Raw genomic sequence first — 17,423 nt, 5'->3', positions numbered from 1 at the left:
CGTACCAGGGTACGCTCCACCTAAAGCGCCTGGCAGGACGGGCAGAAGAACAGATTTCGGCCCTCGAACTGCTGCTTTTCCACCGGGTGCCCGCACACGTAGCAGGGCTCGCCGGCGCGGCGGTACACGTAAACCTCTCCCCCGTGGTCGTCCTCGCGCGGGGCGCGCTCCATCGCCTCCGGCGCGTGCTCGGGCCGCACTGTGTCTATGCGCCCGGTGGCCACGCCCGCGGCCATCAGCGAAACCAGGTCGGACCAGATGGCGTCGAAACGCTCGCGCCCCAGCTCCCGGCCCGGAGCAAACGGGGAAATGCCCTGGCGAAACAGGGGTTCGGCGCGGTAGATGTTGCCCACGCCGGCGAAGTAAGCCTGGTCCATCATGAGCGAGCCGATAGTGCGCCGGGAGCGCCGCACCCGCTCGAACAGCGAGTCCGGGTCCGCCGCAGGAGAAAGCGGGTCCTCGCCCGCGGCGTCAAGGATCGCTTGCTGCTCCGCCGGGGTGATGTAGGCGCATTTCTGCGGGCCGCGCAGGTGCGCTGCGGTATCGCCTGCTCCCCCGTCCGGCACCAGCCGCAGCCGGATCTGGCCGCGCAGCGTGTCCGCCGGCTCGAAGGAAAACTTCCCAATCAGCCCTAGATGCACGTGCACTGTCGCGTCCGTGAACTGCAGAAACAGGTGTTTGCCGTGGGCTGACGCGTGGGTGAGCGCAGTGCCGTCGATAAGCGAAGGCTCGAAGCGCCCCTGCGGCGAGCTCGCGGCAATTGGCGCGGGGCGGAAGTCCGCGTTGAACCGGCGCGCAAGCCGGTGAATCACATGACCCTCAGGCACGGGGGCTGACTGTACTATTGCTCCCATGCCGTATGAGATCGGGTTCGACCGCGAAAAATACATCCAGATGCAATCCGAGCACATTCAGAAACGGCGCGCCGAGGTGGGCGGCAAGCTCTACCTGGAAATGGGCGGCAAGCTTTTCGACGACAACCACGCCTCCCGCGTCCTGCCCGGGTTCACCCCCGACAACAAGATCGCCATGCTGGACCGGATCAAGGACGAAGTGGAGATTGTCATCTGCTTCAACGCCGGCGACGTCGTGCGCCAGAAAATGCGCGCTGATCTGGGCATCACCTACGAAGACGACGTGCTGCGGCTTGTGGACGTGTTCCGCGACCGCGGCTTTTTGGTGGAAAACGTGGTGGTCACGCAGCTGGAGGGCCACAACCAGAACGTCGAGGCGTTTGTGGAGCGCCTGGCGCGGCTGGGCCTGAAGGTCTCGCGCCACTACATGATTGCGGGCTACCCCAACGACACCGAAAAGGTGGTCAGCGAGGAAGGCTTTGGCCGAAACGATTACGTGGAAACCTCCCGCGACCTGGTGGTGATGACGGCGCCGGGGCCGGGCTCCGGCAAGCTGGCCACCTGCCTGTCGCAGGTGTATCACGAGCACAAGCGCGGCATCAACGCAGGTTACGCCAAGTTTGAGACGTTCCCGATCTGGAACCTGCCGCTTTCGCACCCGGTGAACCTGGCGTACGAGGCGGCGACGGCGGACCTGGACGACATCAACGTCATCGACCAGTACCACCTCGAGGCATACGGCGAAAAGGTGTCCTCCTATAACCGCGACATTGATGTCTTCCCGCTGCTGAAGACGCTGCTGCGGGAGGTCACCGGCTCGGATCCCTACCAGTCGCCGACGGACATGGGCGTGAACATGGCGGGCTACTGCATCTCCGACGATGCCGCGTGCCGCCACGCCGCCGAGCAGGAGATCATCCGCCGCTACTACGCTGCGCTTGTGGACGAGCGCCGCGCCGACGCCGACTCCACCGTCTCCGACCGCAACTTCAACGTCATGCGCAAGGCGGACCTTTCCGTGGAAGACCGCGTCGTGGTCTCGCCTGCGTTGGAGGTGGCGGAGCGCACCGGCAAGCCTGGTGCCGCGCTGGAGCTGCCGGACGGCAGCATCGTCACCGGCAAGACCTCCGACCTGCTCGGCCCGTCAGCTGCGGTGCTGCTCAACGCGCTTAAGCTACTGGCCGGCATCGACGACGACGTGCACCTGCTCTCCCCCGATTCCATCGAGCCGATCCAGACGCTGAAGACCCGCCACCTGGGCTCGGTGAACCCGCGACTGCACACGGACGAGGTGCTCATCGCCCTGTCCGTGTCTGCGTCCAGCAACCCGGACGCGGCGTTGGCACTGGAGCATTTGCGCAGCTTGCGCGGATGCGACGCGCACATCACCACCATCCTGGGGTCCGTGGACGAGGGCATTTTTCGCAACCTGGGCGTGTTGGCGACCTCGGAGCCGAAGTACTGGAAGAAGGCGCTGTACCACAAGCGCTAAGTTTTTCCACACTAACCATTGCGCCGGTTTCGGTTGTGGTTTATTGTCGGGGCCATGCGGGAACAGCAATCTCCGGTTGAAGACGCGCTAGCCGAGCTCAACAACAACCTGGCTGTCGCACGCACGCAGGAAAAAGACCACGTCACGCTGCCGAAACAGACCGCGGTATGGGTCCGCGACCTGCTCGAGGACCTCGCAGAGGGCCGCCTGGTGCGCCCACCGGAACCGGACGAGGAGATGACCACCCAGCAGGTGGCCAACCTGCTCGGCGTCTCGCGCCCGTTCGTGGTCAAGCTCATCGATGATGGCAAGCTGCCCGGCCACAAGGTGGGCACCCACCGCCGCGTGTACACGCGCGACGCCCACGCGTTCAAGCAAAAGCGGGGCTAATAGACTGCCAGGCATGACCAGCAAGATCCTGCTCTACTACAAGTTCCAGCCCATCGCCGACCCGGACGCGGTGCGCCTGTGGCAGCGGGACCTGTGCGAAGGCCTGGGGCTGACCGGCCGCATCATCGTGTCCAAAGACGGCATCAACGGCACCGTCGGCGGCGACATCCGCGCCTGCAAGACCTACGCCAAGAAGACCCGCGAGTACTTCAAAGGTATCGAGTTCAAGTGGTCCGAGGGCGGGGCGGAAGACTTTCCCAAGCTCAGCGTCAAAGCCCGCAAGGAAATCGTTTCCTTCGGCGCGCCGGGAGAGCTCAAGGTGGACGAAAACGGCGTGGTCGGCGGGGGAGTGCACCTCAGCCCGGAGCAAGTCAACCAGTTGGTGGCCGACAACCCCGACGCTGTGTTCTTCGACGGCCGCAACGCCCGCGAAGCCGAAATCGGCCGGTTCAAAGACGCGGTGGTGCCGGATGTGGAAACCACCCACGACTTCATCAAAGAGCTGGACTCCGGCAAATACGACTGGATGAAGGACAAACCCGTCATCTCCTACTGCACCGGCGGGATCCGCTGTGAGGTGCTCTCCAGCCTCATGATCAACCGGGGGTTCAAAGAGGTCTACCAGATCGACGGCGGCATCGTCCGCTACGGCGAAAAATTCGGCAACTCCGGGCTGTGGGAAGGCTCGCTCTACGTCTTCGACGACCGCATGCACACCGAGTTCGGCACGCCGGGCGACCCGGACTACGTCCAGCTCGGCCACTGCGTGCACTGCGGGGAAGCCACGAACCAGTTCTACAACTGCGCCAACGAGCCGGAGTGCCGCCGCCAGTACCTGAGCTGCGAGGACTGCCGGGAGGAAAACCCCTACTGCGCGGAGTGCACCCAGCGCGCTACTGCGTCGCCAGCATCCCCAGCGTGACAATCAGCCACGCCATCGTGAACGGCACCAACGGGATCCAGAACACGCCGATCCAGGGAACCCAGCGCTCGTAGCGGTTCAGCTTGCGCACCGTGATCACCGCGCAGCCGAGCAAGCCCACCACGGGCGGGATCGAGGTGGCGACAGCCCACCACGTGCGCCAGGATTCGGTGCAGAGCCAGGCGGAGCCACCGTCGCAAAGCGGGCCGCCCTGAACCCTCGAGATCACCGCAAGAATGAGTGCCAACAGTAGGGTAGTAGCCACCGTACCCAGCGCAAACCCGATCGCCTGGCGGGTGGAGCGGCGGTTTTTGCGGTCCACCTCCAGCGGATCCGGCTGGTCCGCGAGCTCGTCGAAGGAACGCGGTTCCGGCCGCATGCGCGAAAAACGGTCGGCGGGGGAGTGAAGGTCGTTCTCCGGGTGCTCCATGTCGCCCAACCTACTGCCCCTTCGCGGCGTGCGGACACACCACCACAGGCACCGAGGCGTACCGGATGAACTCGCCCTCAAGCGTGCCCACAAACACGCTGGTGAACTGCGGCGCCGGCTGAGTGCCCAAGAACATGATGTCGCCCTTTTTCCACTTCACCGAGTCGATCGAACGTTTCCAGCTCTTCGCCGCGGAGATGGAACTGGTCACGTCGAAGGTGTCGCACACCTCCGGCGCGAACGTCGCCGCCAGCTCCCACGCGCGGTCGCGGGCGTGGTCCAGCATGCCCAACGTCTGCTCGTTCCAGGTGGAGGTGTGCTTCTCGTACGCAGTGGGGGAAAACGCGATGATGCGCAGCGGTAACCCCAGTTTGCAGGCTGTCGCGGTGGCGTAGTCCAGGCCGGAGAAGTCCGGGGCCACCGGATCGTCGCCAAGCACAATCGCGTAGGTCACGCGGGTGAGCCCCTTCTTGGACAGCTTCACCCCGCGCGGGGCCAAGCCCAGCGGGACGGGGCAGGAGCGCATCATCTCGTCCGCCACGCTGGAGGGGCGGAACCGGCCCTTCGGCGTTTTCGCGCGCGAGCCCATCAAAATCAAGTCCGCACCGAAGTTCTCAGCGGCCCCGTGCAGGGAGCGCACGATGTCCTTGCTGTCCACCAGGTGGGAGACTTTCGCCGACCACTGCGAACGTGGAATGTGCTCCTTCAGTGCCTTTTCCACACGTGAGTCGAAGGTGGCTTGCGCTTCCTTCATGCGCCCCTTGCGGCCCTTGGAGGCTTTGGGCAGGGACTTCGACCACTTCGCCTGGGCGCTGGACACAACCTGCACAGTCACGGGCAGCGAGCGGCCCAGCCAGGCGGCGAACTCAACCGCTTCAGTATTTGCCACGTCCCAACCCACGAGGACGCGCACGGGCAACGCGACGTTAGGGAAGTTGGCGCTGTCAGCGCCGGGGGAGCTGCTCAGAGCCTGCCTCCTTGACACGTGTCCGCGTATGCGAGTTTTCGGGTAATGAACACATCATAAACATGTGTCCCTGCCACGAAAAAGCGGCTAGTCCGCGGACGCCGTTGCGTAGGCGCGGGCGAGGTCGTTGAGGACCTCAGGCAGTGCGTCCAGCTTCTCCAGCGCCTCCGCATCGAGCGCGTTGAGCATCTGCGCGAGCGAACGGGTGCGCTCGGCGCCGACCCGCTCCAGCTCCTCGCGGCCGAAATCGGTGAGCTCAACAGAGACCCCGCGGCGGTCGTCCACCGAGCGCACGCGGCGCACCAGGTCGCGCTTTTCCAGCTGGTTGACGGTGTTGGAGGCGGTGGGTAGGCGCACGCCCTCCTCCGCGGCCAGCTTGCTTATGCGGGTGGGGCCGCGAAAACCAAGCCGGTGCAGCACGGACAGCTGCGGGCCGGTGAGATCGGAGTTTTCCGCGTTGCGGAAGTACGCCACATACAGGCTGGTCAGTGCGGGGCGGATGTCCGCCGCGATCCGCATGGCCTCCGCGGAGGGTTCGTCGTGCGCCACCTCTATGCACCTCTTTCTTCCAAGTCTTTACCAAAATCTAGCAGCTAGGACAGGGGTTATGATTGCCAGGATGTTCACGTACGAGCACGAGGTGTCCCACGAGTGGCAGCGCCGCCAGCGGCTGCGCGAGTTCAAATGGGGACATTTGCCTATCGACGACGTATGCGACGCCGATTTCTTGCTCCGCGCCGCAGCGCAGCACCATGGCGAGGATTCCGCCAGGCCCTGCCCCGTGTGTGGGGAAGTGATGCGCAACGTGCGCTGGGTCTACTCCGAAAAACTGGGCAGGCGCACAGGCACCGCGCGGAACGAAGAGGAGATCGACCGGCTCGTGGCGGAGGTAGGGCCGCTGACCGTCCACGTGGTGGAGGTCTGTCCGTCGTGCAAATGGAACCATCTGTTGCAGGAAGTCACAGCAGTACCAGTAGTGTGAATCCGAACTGGGCAGGTAGGGTGTCCGGTAGGTATTTGGTAGGAAGCTCGCTCGTTTGCCCACCCCGCGGGCGCGGCGGGTGCAATTGTGCAGGAAAAACGTGTGACTGAAAAGAGCGTTGGCAAAAGCGCCGACAAGAGCGCTGACAAAGCGAAGGCGTCCGGCGGCACTACGGCAGTGAAGAAAAAGGAGAAGTCCCGCGCGTGGCAGTGGGTACTGGCTTTCTTGCTGTTCCTTCTTCTCCTTGCGTTGATCCCGGTCGGCTGGTTCATGTGGAAGTACTCCAAGGCCGAGATCCCGGGCCCCGGCGAGATTGAGACGGCGCAGATCTCCTCGATCTACTTCAACGACGGCGAAAACGAGCTCGCCCGTCTCGTGCCGCCGGAAGGCAACCGCGAGCAGGTCGCCCTCGAGTCCGTGCCGGTGGAGGTCCAGGATGCCGTTTTGGCAGCGGAGGACCGCGACTTCTGGACCAACTCCGGATTCTCTCCCACAGGTTTCGCCCGCGCGGCGCTGGGCCAGATCACCGGCGACACCACGGCAGGTGGCGGCTCCACCATCACCCAGCAGTACGTGAAAAACGCGCTGGTGGGCAACGAGCACTCCTACGAGCGCAAAGCCAACGAGCTGGTCTACTCCGTGAAGATGACCAACCAGTGGTCCAAGGAGGACATCCTCCGCGCCTACCTGAACACCGTGTACTTCGGCCGCAACGCCTACGGCGTCGAGGCCGCCGCGCACGCCTTCTTTGACAAGCCGGCGTCCGAGCTCACCGTCGAGGAGGGCGGCGTGCTGGCCGCTTCCATCCAGCTTCCCAGCGAGCTGGACCCGTGGACGAACCGCCAGGCTGCGGAGCAGCGCTGGAACTACGTCATGGACGGCCTCGTGGAGATGGGCAAGATCGCCCCGGAGCAGCGCGCCGGGATGGTGTACCCGGAGACGCGCGACCCGGCCTCCTACTCCGCCTACACCGAGGCCACCGGCCCGAACGGCCTGATCAAGAACCAGGTGATCAAGGAGCTCGAGGCCCTCGGCATCACCGAGAGCGACCTGACCAACCGCGGTCTGCAGATCACCACGACTATCGACGCCGCTTCCCAGGCCAACATGGAGCGCATCGCTCGCGACCGCCTGGCCAACCTGCAAGAGGATGCGCGCACTGGTGCGGTGGCCGTGGATCCGTCGACAGGCGCAGTGCGCGCGTACTACGGCGGCGACGACGCGTCCGGCTGGGATTACGCCAACGCGGGCCTGCAAACGGGTTCGACGTTCAAGATCTTCGCGCTCGCGGCCGCCCTGCAGCAGGGCATCCCGCTGACGTCCATGTTCGATTCTTCCCCGGTGACCCTGCCGGGCAACCACGTCGTGACCAACTGGGACGGCGGCGGAGGCGGAATGCTGTCCATGACTGAGGCCACCCGCGTGTCCTCCAACACCGCCTACATGCGCATTCAAGACGAACTGGACAACACCACGCAGGACACCGCCGACATGGCGCACGCCCTGGGCGTGGCCAAGTCCATCCCCGGCATCCCGCTGACCTTGCGCGAAAACGGCGGCCAGCCGTACGAGGGCATCGTGCTGGGCCAGTACCAGTCGCGCGTGCTGGACATGGCCACCGCCATGGCAACCCTGACCAACCGCGGCCTGATGCACCCGACCCACTTCGTGGAAAAGATTGAGGACGCCACCGGCGAGGTCCTCTACCAGGTGGACAAGGACTACACCGAGCGCCGAGTGGCCGAGCAGGTCGCCGACAACACACTGCAGGCCATGCAGGGTGTGGCTGGCTACTCCAACGCCGTCCTCGCAGGCGGCCGCCAGTCCGCGTCCAAGACCGGCACCGCCCAAATGGGCGACACCGGCAACAACAAGGACGCCTGGATGGTCGGCTCCACCCCGCAGCTCGCCGTGGCCGTGTGGGTGGGCACCGCCGACAACACCTCGCCAATCTTTAACGAGTGGGGCGGCATCATGTACGGCTCCAACACCCCGTCCCAAATCTGGAAGCAGTTCCTGGACACCGAGTTGGAGGGCCAGGAGTTCATGAGCTTCCCCAACGCCAACCCCGTCTACTGGGGCGTGAACCCTTACTCCGGCGGTACCGGCCTGGGTGGCTACTACTCCAACCCGACGCCGAGCTACACCGGGAACACTTCTCAGGCTCCGTCCGCGCCGAACTCCGCGGAGCCGGAGGCCCCGGCGAGCCCGGCCGCGCCGGAAGCACCTGGCGAGCAGCCTGCACCGGCCCCCGCGCCCGCTCCGGCACCCGCGCCCGCGCCTGCCCCGGCCCCCGCGCCGAATATCAGCGACGCAATCAACGACGTCCTCGACCAATTCCAGGGAGCGCTGCAGTAAATGTCCGAGTCCACACAGACCCAGCAGATCACATGGCCGGACCCGGCGGACCGCGTCCAGCCGGGCCAAACTGAGCCGCTCGCGCGCGGCTGGGCGGAATTCCTCGGCGGGCCGATGGGCCGCTTCGCCCAGATTGGCCGCGCCCGCTTCTGGACGCCGTTGCGCTCCATCCTCGCCGTCGCCTACGTGTTCCTGTCTTTCGGCCTGCTGCAGAAGGCGCACTGCGCCGGCGGCAAAGCCGACGACAACGGCATCATCCAGCTCAACTGGGACGGCAACCGCCAGTACACCGCGGCCTGCTACAACGACATCATTCCGCTCTACGGTGCCCGCGGACTGGACAAGGGCGGCTTCGTCTACGACTACTCGTGGGTGGAAGAAGGCCTGACCCGCTACATGGAATACCCGGTACTCGCCGGCCTGTTCCAGCAGCTGTCGGCCTGGCTGTCGCGCAGCACCTACTTCCTGGTGGACAACTTCGTGCCGGACTCCGGCTGGTACTTCTACGTCACCGCGCTTTTGATGTCCATCATCTGGGTGATCACTATCCGCATGGTCGCGGAGCTCGCGGGCAACCGCATCTGGGACACCCTGCTCGTCGCAGGTTCGCCGCTGCTGATCGTCCACGCGTTCACCAACTGGGACATCCCGTCGATCTTCTTCGCAGTGGCCGCGATGCTGGCTGCGCGCAACCGGAAGTTCTGGCTCGCCGGCGTGCTCATTGGCCTGGGCACCGCGTTCAAGCTGTGGCCGATCTTCCTGCTAGGCGCCTACCTGACGGTGGCGCTGCGCAAGCGCGACCTCGCCCCGTTTGGCAAGATGCTCGCCGCAATGGTGGTGTCCTGGCTTGTAGTGAACGTGCCGGTCTACCTGCGCAACCCGGACGCCTGGGGCGAGTTCAACCGCCTCAACACGGACCGCGGCTGGGAGTGGACCACCATCTACGCGGTGATCTCCCGCATGACCGGCTGGGCAGGCTTCGACTCAGGCGAGGGTGCCCCGGTGATCCTCAATGCCGTAACGCTGATCCTGTTCCTGCTGGGCTGCCTCGGCGTGCTCATCCTGGGCCTGAAGGCGCCGCAGACCCCGCGCATCGCGGAGCTGGTGTGCCTGATCGTCGGCCTGTTCCTCATCTTCAACAAGGTGTGGAGCCCGCAGTACTCCCTGTGGTTCGTCATCCCCGCCGTGCTCGCGCTGCCGCACTGGCGCCTCCTTCTGAGCTGGATGGTCGTGGACATGGCCGTGTGGCCGGTGCTGATGTGGCACATGATGGGCGCGGACAACATGGGCGTGCCGGGGTGGTTCCTCAACGTGGTGATCATCTCCCGCGACGCCTTCATCATCGCCATCATGGTGCTGGTGGTGCAGCAGATCCTGGGCCGCCGCCGCGACAAGGTCCGCGACGCCCACAACGGTCACGATCCGCTGATGTCGCTGCCGCAGCAGTGGAAGGAGCCTTTGCCTATCGACGCCCCTCCGGCCCCCACCGAGCAGCCCGAGCCCGGTGAGCTGGCCTCCAGCTCTGCAGGCGGCTCCACGGCAGTGAAGTAGGTCTGTCACCTTGAACGCCACCACAATCCTGGGCATCGCCTCCATCGTGGTGGCGTTTTTCCTGTTCAGTGCCTCGTTCTACTGTGCGGTGAAGGGGCGGAAGCGAACGTCGATAAGCTTCGGCTTAGTGGCGTTCCTCTTCATGACCGTAATCCCGGTCTCCCTCGCCCTCTTCTCGGCCGTGCCCAACCCGCAATAGGCGGATTTTGTACGGATCGACATTTCGGCCGATTCCCGCGTTGCAAACGTGCAGGTCAGGTTTTGCCCCGCTGATTCGTACACAAAGTGGGTCCGCACCAATAGTTGGTGGACCCGGGATTGTCCGCAATGCGGAGTCCTGGCGGGCTGGATTCGTAAAAGCTTACGATCAGGCCGTTTTGGCGTCGCGTTTCCCCAGGTCGCGAAATCGAGTCGTCAACTTTTGCGAGCAGCCACTCCGACGCGCCCCAGATTGCTGGGTGCGCACCAATAGTTGGTGGTGACGAGATTGTCCGCAATGCGGAGTCCGCGCACGCTCGCGGGAAACCCAAGGTTTTGAGCTGGTCAAACCGTGGGGTAGTCTGTTCGGGTTGCTTGACGCAACGACCCTCCTGCCATGACCACAAGGGTGATGGCCGAAACAACCAAGACCATAGGAGGTGATGAGGTCCGTGCGTCACTACGAAGTAATGATCATCCTCGATCCGCAGCAGGATGAGCGCACCGTTGCCCCGTCCCTGGATAAGTTCCTGGAGACCGTCCGCAAGGACAACGGCAAGGTGGAAAACGTTGATGTGTGGGGCAAGAAGCGTCTTGCTTACCCGATCAACAAGAAGGAAGAGGGCATCTACGCCGTTGTCACCCTCGAGTGCGAGGCTGACACGGTCAAGGAGCTCGACCGCGTGCTGAACCTGAACGAAAACGTTGTTCGTACCAAGGTTCTGCGTACCGATAAGTAAGAACCGGTAGGCTCAGAAACCACACGATCAGCAGGTAGGAAGGTTTAGGACATGGCTCAAGGCGATACCCCCATTACCATTGTCGGCAACTTGGTTGCGGACCCGGAGCTGCGCTTCATCCCGAGCGGCGCCGCAGTTGCGAATTTCCGCATCGCGTCAACGCCCCGCACTTTCAACCGGGAGACGAACCAGTGGGAAGACGGCGAAGCCCTGTTTTTGACCTGCAACTGCTGGCGCCAGATGGCGGAAAACGTTGCGGAGTCCCTGACGAAGGGCATGCGCGTTGTTGTCACCGGCAAGCTGCGTCAGCGCTCCTACCAGACCAAAGAGGGCGAAAACCGCACCGTGTTCGAGGTCGAGGTCGACGAGGTCGGCCCGTCCCTGAAGTACGCCAGCGCGTCTGTCACCCGCAACCCGCGTGAGGGCGGTGCGGGCGGCTACGGCGGCGGCAACCAGGGAGGCCAGCGCGGCGGTTTCGGTGGAAACCAGGGCGGTTTCAACCAGGGTGGCCAGGGCCAGAACCAGGGCCAGAATCAGGGCCAGGGTGGCTACAACCCGGCAAACGGCGGCTTCGGCGGCCAGAGCCAGGGCCAGGGCAACCCGAACCAGTCCCAGCCTCAGCATGATCCGTGGGGTTCCGCCCCTGAGGCCGGCGGTTTTTCCGGCGGCGCGGGCGATGAGCCACCGTTCTAAACGACAACCACACATCAAGCATTTTTCACCATAAGGAAGGTTAGGATTATGAAGCTGATCCTCACCGCTGCCGTCGAGAAGCTTGGCGAGCCTGGAGAGGTCGTCGAGGTCAAGGACGGTTACGGACGCAACTTCCTGCTCCCGCGCGGCCTGGCTATCCCGGCTACCCGCGGCGCAGAGAAGCAGATTGAAGACATTAAGCGTGCCCAGGCTGAGCGCGAGGTCCGCGACTTGGATCACGCGAAGGAGCTGCGTGACCAGCTCGACCAGCTCAAGGGCGTCAAGGTTGCTGTGCGCACCGCTAACAACGGCAAGCTGTTCGGCTCTGTGAAGCCGGCTGACATTGCTGAGGCCGTGAAGGCTGCTGGCGGCCCGAACTTGGATAAGCGCCGCATCAACGTGCCGAAGGGCCTTGTTACCAAGACCGGTGGTTACCAGGTCAAGGTCAATCTCCACGATTCCGTGGAGGGCAAGGTGAACTTCGAGGTCGTAAGCGCATAAAGCATTCGCTTATCGACGACTGCTCCGCCTGAGAACGGATAACGCAGTCCAACGACAACAGCATTTGAGGCGCGGGTCCCACTTGTGAGGAGTGGGGCCCGCGCCTTTTTGCGTGCCGATACAATACCGCCCATGACGTTTTCCGTGGCGCGCCGTGCGCGCACTTTGGCCGTGTCCCTCCTGCTTGCGGCGGCTACCGCGGTTGGTCTTGCCGCCCCGGCGCAGGCGGTGGCTGTCTATGCCGGCGATAGCATCCGCGTCGCCTATAGCGACGGTTCCCGCTACGGCTGTTCCCTCAACACGGTGGCGCACCGCGACGGGCGGGCTTATGGCGTGACGGCGGGCCACTGTTTAGCGCCTATCGGTGGCGCGGTGCCGGTGGCGGTTTACGCGGCGGATAACCGCACGAAGATCTCAGGCGACCTGCGCGATTCGGGTTATGAGATGCGCGGCGACAACACGCTGGGAAGCCCGCTTCGCGACGTCGCCTGGTTCCCGCTGGACGGCGGAGTCACAAACGCTGCGGCTGCCCGTGGCGGGGCGGTGGATATCCCGGTCATCGGCGCGGTAAACCCGCTGTCGGATGCTGTTCAGCGAATCAACCCCACCCGCCGTGTGGCGGGCTACCACCCGGTGACTGCGGTGAAGCCGGGCCAGATTGTGTGCAAGGACGGCGCGCGCACCTCGCGCACTTGCGGTCCTGTGCTGAAGGTGAACCCGGACACCGGTGAGCTGGCGGTACTGATCCTGGCGCTGCACGGCGATTCCGGCGGGCCGGTCTACACCGTGAACCCGGACGGCAGCGCCAACATCATCGGCGTGGTCTCCGGCACGGCGTTCGGAGTGCTGCTCGCGGTGGACGGTCTTCTGCCGCTGCCGGCGAACCTGAGGTAGCGGTGTTTCTTACCGCGATCCGCATCGACGCGCCGGTGGGCGGCTATGCCCGTGATCTGCCGGTGGTGCGTCGGTTGGCCGATAGGCCGCTTGAACTCGCGCAGACCACGATCCTCACCGGAGACAACGGTTCCGGTAAGTCCACGCTTGTAGAGGCCATTGCGGTGGCCGCCGGTGCCAACGCCGCGGGCGGGTCGCGCCACGCCCGCTTTGAGGCCGCGGACCACTCCCAGTTGCACGCCTCGCTTACGCTGACCCGCCGCGAAAACCCGCGCGATGTGTTTTTCCTTCGCGGCGAAACCTACCTCGACCTCGCCGAATACCACGAGTCTCTCGGCCCCAGGGACCGGTTGCACGACCTCACCCGACGCAGTCACGGACAGGGCATCATGCGCATGGCCCGCGAACGCTTCAGCCCGGGCTCGCTGGTCATTCTGGACGAGCCCGAAGACGGATTGTCGGTGTTTTCGCAGCTCGAGCTGCTCGGCCTGCTGGCGGTGTTGACCCGCCGGGGCGCGCAGGTGCTCATAGCCACGCACTCGCCGGTGCTGCTTGCCGTCCCCGACGCCCGCATCGTGTCCGTCCCCACGCTAGAGCCTGGGCTTTTCCGCGACTGCGAGCCCGTCACCGCTACCCAGGAGTTCGTCCGCGACCCAGCCGGCACAGCAAGGTTTTTGGTGGAGCCATGATGTTTCTCGAACACGTCTCGGTTGACCCGGCGGCGGCCCCGGCATGGGCGCTCGACGCGCCGGCAGTAGGTTTCGTCGCGGAGTTCGGCCTCCCGTTTACCCGCCCGATCACGCTGCTCACCGGCGGAAACGGAGTGGGAAAGTCCACCCTGCTTGAGGGGATTGCGCGGGCGTGGGGGTTTGCGGTGGAAGGCGGTACGTGGGGCGTCGGTAAGTCTGGCCCCCGCGACCCGATGTTTGGCGCGCTTAAGCTGCGGACCGGGCCGCGCGCGAAGGCCGGGTACTTCTTGCGCGGCGAGACGCACACGCGCGTGACGGAGTTCGGCGGCCGGTCGCACGGGGAGTCCGTGATGGAGCTGACCTCGCGGCTTATCCCGGATGCGCTGTACCTGCTGGACGAGCCCGAATCGGGGCTGTCCCCAGTGGCGCAGATGGCGCTGGTGGCGCAGTTGCATGCGCTAGGGGAGGCGGGTGCGCAGGTGATTGCGGTGACGCACTCGCCGATCGTGCTGGGTGTACCGGGCGCGGAGATCGTGGAAGTCGGTGAGCATGGCATGGATCGCGGCCTCGCGGTGGAAGACACCCTCGCGTTTCGGGCGATGCGCGACTTCCTGGCAGATCCGGAGGGCATCGCCGAATACATGGCGGACTGGGCGGAAGACGAGCTGGGGTAGCTGGCTAGCTCCTGTAAGCGAGCAGCGATATCGGATACTTCAGGGTGCCCATATCTTTGATATGGAATCCCCGGAGTTCGATCCATTCAGCGATGATTTCGACCTGGAAGAGTGAGCGAGGATCCGTCATGCGTCCTTCAACCGGTCCATGAGTCTCGATCGGCTCTGGAAAATGCGATCCAGCTCAGCATGGGCGTGCCTACGAGCTTCTTCCTTCTCCCATTCCTGGTGAACCAAGCGAAGCAAGGTCTGTTGCTTGTGTCCGTCTCAAATTCAGCGCCATGGTTGCAATAGTACTGTTTCGGTACCATTGTTCGAACACCCGTGTCGGGGTCGTGGTATATGGTGTGCGGCATGACTGCGACACGCGAACAAGCGGACGAACTTCTCAAGGGCATCGCGGGGCCCCACGCCGCGTTGCGCGACGACCAGTGGACGGCCATCGATTCCCTTGTCAACCAGCGCAAACGCATGTTGGTCGTGCAACGCACGGGCTGGGGGAAATCGGCGGTGTACTTCATCGCCGCGAAGCTGTTGCGCGAGGCGGGCGAAGGCCCATCCATCATCGTCTCGCCCCTGCTCGCGCTAATGCGCAACCAGGTCGAAGCGGCCGCACGCGCCGACATCCGGGCGGCCACGATCAACTCCGCAAACATGACGCAGTGGGAGGAGATCCAGGCGGGCGTCGACGACCTGGACCTGCTCCTGATCAGCCCGGAACGCCTCAACGCCCCGGGTTTCCGCGAGGAGGTGCTGCCGCAGCTCGCGCGGTCCGTCGGCATGCTCGTTGTGGACGAGGCCCACTGCATCTCCGACTGGGGGCACGATTTCAGGCCGGATTACCGGCGCATTGCGTTGCTCATCAGCGACCTGCCGGCGAACACCCCCGTCCTCGCCACCACCGCGACGGCGAACGACCGCGTGGTGGCCGACGTCGTCGCTCAGCTCGGGGAGGGCACCGGCGTGCTCCGCGGCGGGCTGGACCGCGAATCCCTGTCACTGAACGTGGTGCGTTTGAGTGACCCCACCCAGCGCGCCGCCTGGATCGCGCAGTACCTGGCGCAGGTGGAAGGCTCCGGCATCATCTACTGCCTCACCGTGGCCGCCGCGCACGACCTGGCGGAGGCGCTGGAGACCGCCGGTTGGAACGTGGCCGCCTACACCGGCCGTACCGAGGCGGAGGAACGCGAGCGCCTCGAGCAGGCGCTGATTAACAACGAGCTGAAAGCCCTGGTGGCGACCTCGGCGCTCGGCATGGGCTTTGACAAGCCGGACCTCGGTTTCGTGGTGCACCTAGGCGCGCCGAGCTCGCCGGTGAGCTACTACCAGCAAATCGGCCGCGCGGGGCGCGCCACCAACCACGCCGAGGTGGTGCTGTTGCCCGGCCCGGAAGACCAGCGCGTGTGGGAGTACTTCGCGTCCGTGTCCATGCCGGAGGAGCCGGTGGTTCAGCAGCTGCTGGGGGCGCTCGGTGACGAACCGGTGTCCACCCCGAAGCTGGAAAACGCCGTGGATTTGTCGCGCTCGCGCATCGATCAGGCGCTGAAGGTGCTCGACGTCGACGGCGCGGTGCGCCGCGTCAAAGGCGGCTGGGTTGCCACTGGCGAGCCCTGGGCTTACGACCACAAGCGCTACGACGGCCTGGCGGACGCCCGCGGGCGCGAACAGAACCTCATGCTGGCCTACGAGACCACGGACGCCTGCCGCATGGTGTTTTTGCGCAGCGAGCTGGACGATCCAACGATCGGGCAGGGGGAGCGCTGCGGGCGCTGCGACAACTGCACAGGCAACCACCTACCCACGGACGTGGATCCGGCGCTCGCCGAGCGCATAGACGCCCGCCTGAAAGCCCCCGGTGTGCCACTCAGCCAGCGCAAGATGTGGCCGACGGGCTCCGCCCGACGCGGCAAAATCAAGGGCGTTCAGGCGGGCAAGGCGCTCGGCCGGCTCAACGACGTCGCCCGCGGCCCCGCCCTGGCTCAGCTTCTGCGCGACAACGCCTACCGTCCCGCCACGAACTGGCGCGACGACCAGTGGCTCACCCGCTTCGTGGCGGTGCTGGCGGACTGGGACTGGGACACACGCCCTGCGACGGTGATCGCGCTCGGGTCGGCGGATCCGGCGAGGGCGGAGATGGTCGCCTCCACCGCGGAGGCGCTCGCCCGCGTCGGACAGATGTCCTACGGCGGGGCAGTGCGCGCCGGGGAGACAGAGGTTCAGGCGCGTAACTCCGCCTTCCGCGTCAATGCGCTGGACCGGTACTTCGACTACTCGGGGCTCGACGTGGGCGAGGGCCCGGTGTTGCTGCTTGCCGGCGAGGTGGATTCCGGCTGGTCGGTCACCGTTGCCGCAGCCGATATCGCCGAGCGATTCGGTGTGGAGGTGCTACCGCTGACGTTCGCCTCGCGCGCGTGACGTCCTCGCTGCTGTCTGCGCAACGGCCGAGCCGAGCAGGATGAGTAAGCCGAGAGGGATGAGGTACAGAAACAGGTTGATGACCGGCAGCGACATGCCCGCCTGGTACTCCTCCCAATAGACGTGGCCGGTGGAGCCCAGGCCCACAAGTAGGCAGGCAGTGGCGATCCAGACGGCCACGGTGGTACCGCGCTGCGCGCGGGTTGCGCGGGTGTATGCGGCCGCCCAGCCGACAGAGCCCACGCTTGTCAGAACGACAACGCCGATCCCGATGAGGCATGTTGTGGCGTGGGTGAGCCTGTCACCGGCGAGTCCGATCCCCGCGACAAACGCGCCCGGCACGGCTACCACGGAAGCGAGATACGCCCAGAGAATGCTTCGAGGAGACATGGTGAAGAGCATAGGAAAGTGCTCTGGAGGCGTGCTGACGGAAGACGTAAAGCAGTGTGGATAAGTGGTCAGTTATACAGCCTGGGTAGGGGATAGGTTGTCCACTCGAGTGGACATTTCGTGGTTGTCAAATGCCGTGGTCAACGGAGTTATCAACCTATATCGTCACTATCTACTGGTGTGAAAAAATACATGTCTACCTGGTAAAATGTGCTCTTTACCAGGGGTTCAAGAAGCTGAATTCACACAAATTCCACACCGCAAACCCCGACCCTGTGGAAAA

Annotated in this window: 19 protein-coding genes; 14 read left to right on the top strand and 5 right to left on the bottom strand. The window is 64.8% G+C overall.

What is annotated here, in order from left to right; translation table 11 throughout:
- Window positions 1–20: 20 nt before the first annotated feature.
- Window positions 21–827 (bottom strand): Fpg/Nei family DNA glycosylase, encoded by an 807-nt coding sequence (locus CIHUM_RS10565; RefSeq protein ID WP_034996552.1) that lies wholly within the window; start codon window positions 825–827, stop codon window positions 21–23.
- Between the two features lie 25 nt (window positions 828–852).
- On the opposite strand from CIHUM_RS10565, the gene CIHUM_RS10560 reads away from it, so the two are divergent.
- The 3 genes from CIHUM_RS10560 to trhO are packed head-to-tail and all read left to right on the top strand — an operon-like array spanning window position 853 to window position 3,658.
- Window positions 853–2,346 (top strand): DUF1846 domain-containing protein, encoded by a 1,494-nt coding sequence (locus tag CIHUM_RS10560; protein ID WP_034996550.1) that lies wholly within the window; start codon window positions 853–855, stop codon window positions 2,344–2,346.
- Between the two features lie 54 nt (window positions 2,347–2,400).
- Window positions 2,401–2,736, top strand: coding sequence for a helix-turn-helix domain-containing protein (locus CIHUM_RS10555; RefSeq protein WP_051106179.1), 336 nt, complete (start codon window positions 2,401–2,403; stop codon window positions 2,734–2,736).
- A gap of 13 nt (window positions 2,737–2,749) precedes the next feature.
- Window positions 2,750–3,658: an oxygen-dependent tRNA uridine(34) hydroxylase TrhO gene (trhO, locus tag CIHUM_RS10550; protein WP_034996548.1), complete on the top strand. Its 909-nt coding sequence runs from the start codon at window positions 2,750–2,752 to the stop codon at window positions 3,656–3,658.
- Here trhO and CIHUM_RS10545 read toward each other — a convergent pair.
- The 3 genes from CIHUM_RS10545 to CIHUM_RS10535 form a co-directional block, all read right to left on the bottom strand.
- Window positions 3,630–4,088 (bottom strand): hypothetical protein, encoded by a 459-nt coding sequence (locus tag CIHUM_RS10545; RefSeq protein ID WP_034997684.1) that lies wholly within the window; start codon window positions 4,086–4,088, stop codon window positions 3,630–3,632. The two genes, trhO and CIHUM_RS10545, sit on opposite strands and share 29 nt — an antisense overlap.
- Before the next feature lie 10 nt (window positions 4,089–4,098).
- On the bottom strand, window positions 4,099–4,977 hold the full coding sequence (locus tag CIHUM_RS10540; protein ID WP_158293351.1) for a universal stress protein: 879 nt from the start codon (window positions 4,975–4,977) through the stop codon (window positions 4,099–4,101).
- Between the two features lie 165 nt (window positions 4,978–5,142).
- A complete protein-coding gene (locus tag CIHUM_RS10535) occupies window positions 5,143–5,604 on the bottom strand; it encodes a MarR family winged helix-turn-helix transcriptional regulator (RefSeq protein WP_273680215.1) in 462 nt (153 codons plus the stop codon).
- A 70-nt stretch (window positions 5,605–5,674) separates the two neighbouring features.
- On the opposite strand from CIHUM_RS10535, the gene CIHUM_RS10530 reads away from it, so the two are divergent.
- The 11 genes from CIHUM_RS10530 (at window position 5,675) to CIHUM_RS10480 (ending at window position 16,750) form a co-directional block, all read left to right on the top strand.
- Window positions 5,675–6,037 (top strand): DUF5318 family protein, encoded by a 363-nt coding sequence (locus CIHUM_RS10530; RefSeq protein WP_034997678.1) that lies wholly within the window; start codon window positions 5,675–5,677, stop codon window positions 6,035–6,037.
- Between the two features lie 102 nt (window positions 6,038–6,139).
- Complete coding sequence (locus tag CIHUM_RS10525) at window positions 6,140–8,395, top strand: transglycosylase domain-containing protein (RefSeq protein ID WP_420536127.1); 2,256 nt, start codon at window positions 6,140–6,142, stop codon at window positions 8,393–8,395.
- Window positions 8,396–9,946: a glycosyltransferase family 87 protein gene (locus CIHUM_RS10520; RefSeq protein WP_034996545.1), complete on the top strand. Its 1,551-nt coding sequence runs from the start codon at window positions 8,396–8,398 to the stop codon at window positions 9,944–9,946.
- 10 nt (window positions 9,947–9,956) lie between these two features.
- A complete protein-coding gene (locus CIHUM_RS10515) occupies window positions 9,957–10,145 on the top strand; it encodes a hypothetical protein (protein WP_034996544.1) in 189 nt (62 codons plus the stop codon).
- A gap of 442 nt (window positions 10,146–10,587) precedes the next feature.
- Window positions 10,588–10,884, top strand: a complete 297-nt coding sequence (gene rpsF, locus CIHUM_RS10510) for a 30S ribosomal protein S6 (RefSeq protein WP_034996542.1) — start codon at window positions 10,588–10,590, stop codon at window positions 10,882–10,884.
- Window positions 10,885–10,935: 51 nt separating this feature from the next.
- Entirely contained in the window at window positions 10,936–11,577 is a 642-nt protein-coding gene (locus CIHUM_RS10505) for a single-stranded DNA-binding protein (RefSeq protein ID WP_034996539.1), read from the top strand.
- 48 nt (window positions 11,578–11,625) lie between these two features.
- Window positions 11,626–12,078 (top strand): 50S ribosomal protein L9, encoded by a 453-nt coding sequence (gene rplI, locus CIHUM_RS10500; protein WP_034996538.1) that lies wholly within the window; start codon window positions 11,626–11,628, stop codon window positions 12,076–12,078.
- A 132-nt stretch (window positions 12,079–12,210) separates the two neighbouring features.
- Complete coding sequence (locus tag CIHUM_RS10495) at window positions 12,211–12,972, top strand: chymotrypsin family serine protease (protein WP_034996536.1); 762 nt, start codon at window positions 12,211–12,213, stop codon at window positions 12,970–12,972.
- Between the two features lie 2 nt (window positions 12,973–12,974).
- On the top strand, window positions 12,975–13,661 hold the full coding sequence (locus tag CIHUM_RS10490; RefSeq protein ID WP_034996534.1) for an AAA family ATPase: 687 nt from the start codon (window positions 12,975–12,977) through the stop codon (window positions 13,659–13,661).
- A complete protein-coding gene (locus CIHUM_RS10485; RefSeq protein WP_034996532.1) occupies window positions 13,658–14,335 on the top strand; it encodes an AAA family ATPase in 678 nt (225 codons plus the stop codon). The genes CIHUM_RS10490 and CIHUM_RS10485 overlap by 4 nt, the downstream gene beginning before the upstream one ends.
- A 354-nt stretch (window positions 14,336–14,689) precedes the next feature.
- Complete coding sequence (locus CIHUM_RS10480) at window positions 14,690–16,750, top strand: RecQ family ATP-dependent DNA helicase (RefSeq protein ID WP_034996528.1); 2,061 nt, start codon at window positions 14,690–14,692, stop codon at window positions 16,748–16,750.
- On the opposite strand, the gene CIHUM_RS10475 is transcribed toward CIHUM_RS10480, so the two are convergent.
- On the bottom strand, window positions 16,721–17,140 hold the full coding sequence (locus tag CIHUM_RS10475; RefSeq protein ID WP_148363805.1) for a hypothetical protein: 420 nt from the start codon (window positions 17,138–17,140) through the stop codon (window positions 16,721–16,723). The two genes, CIHUM_RS10480 and CIHUM_RS10475, sit on opposite strands and share 30 nt — an antisense overlap.
- Between the last annotated feature and the right edge of the window lie 283 nt (window positions 17,141–17,423).

The sequence above is a fragment of the Corynebacterium ihumii genome (genome assembly GCF_028609825.1).
Taxonomy (GTDB): domain Bacteria; phylum Actinomycetota; class Actinomycetes; order Mycobacteriales; family Mycobacteriaceae; genus Corynebacterium; species Corynebacterium afermentans.
This window is presented reverse-complemented; position numbering and strand designations above follow the sequence as displayed.

Coding starts and splice junctions, on each gene's coding strand:
- CIHUM_RS10560 (WP_034996550.1), top strand. CDS start 853: ATGCCGTATGAGATCGGGTTCGACCGCGAAAAATACATCCAGATGCAA.
- CIHUM_RS10555 (WP_051106179.1), top strand. CDS start 2,401: ATGCGGGAACAGCAATCTCCGGTTGAAGACGCGCTAGCCGAGCTCAAC.
- trhO (WP_034996548.1), top strand. CDS start 2,750: ATGACCAGCAAGATCCTGCTCTACTACAAGTTCCAGCCCATCGCCGAC.
- CIHUM_RS10545 (WP_034997684.1), bottom strand. CDS start 4,088: ATGGAGCACCCGGAGAACGACCTTCACTCCCCCGCCGACCGTTTTTCG.
- CIHUM_RS10530 (WP_034997678.1), top strand. CDS start 5,675: ATGTTCACGTACGAGCACGAGGTGTCCCACGAGTGGCAGCGCCGCCAG.
- CIHUM_RS10520 (WP_034996545.1), top strand. CDS start 8,396: ATGTCCGAGTCCACACAGACCCAGCAGATCACATGGCCGGACCCGGCG.
- rpsF (WP_034996542.1), top strand. CDS start 10,588: ATGAGGTCCGTGCGTCACTACGAAGTAATGATCATCCTCGATCCGCAG.
- CIHUM_RS10505 (WP_034996539.1), top strand. CDS start 10,936: ATGGCTCAAGGCGATACCCCCATTACCATTGTCGGCAACTTGGTTGCG.
- rplI (WP_034996538.1), top strand. CDS start 11,626: ATGAAGCTGATCCTCACCGCTGCCGTCGAGAAGCTTGGCGAGCCTGGA.
- CIHUM_RS10495 (WP_034996536.1), top strand. CDS start 12,211: ATGACGTTTTCCGTGGCGCGCCGTGCGCGCACTTTGGCCGTGTCCCTC.
- CIHUM_RS10485 (WP_034996532.1), top strand. CDS start 13,658: ATGATGTTTCTCGAACACGTCTCGGTTGACCCGGCGGCGGCCCCGGCA.
- CIHUM_RS10480 (WP_034996528.1), top strand. CDS start 14,690: ATGACTGCGACACGCGAACAAGCGGACGAACTTCTCAAGGGCATCGCG.
- CIHUM_RS10475 (WP_148363805.1), bottom strand. CDS start 17,140: ATGTCTCCTCGAAGCATTCTCTGGGCGTATCTCGCTTCCGTGGTAGCC.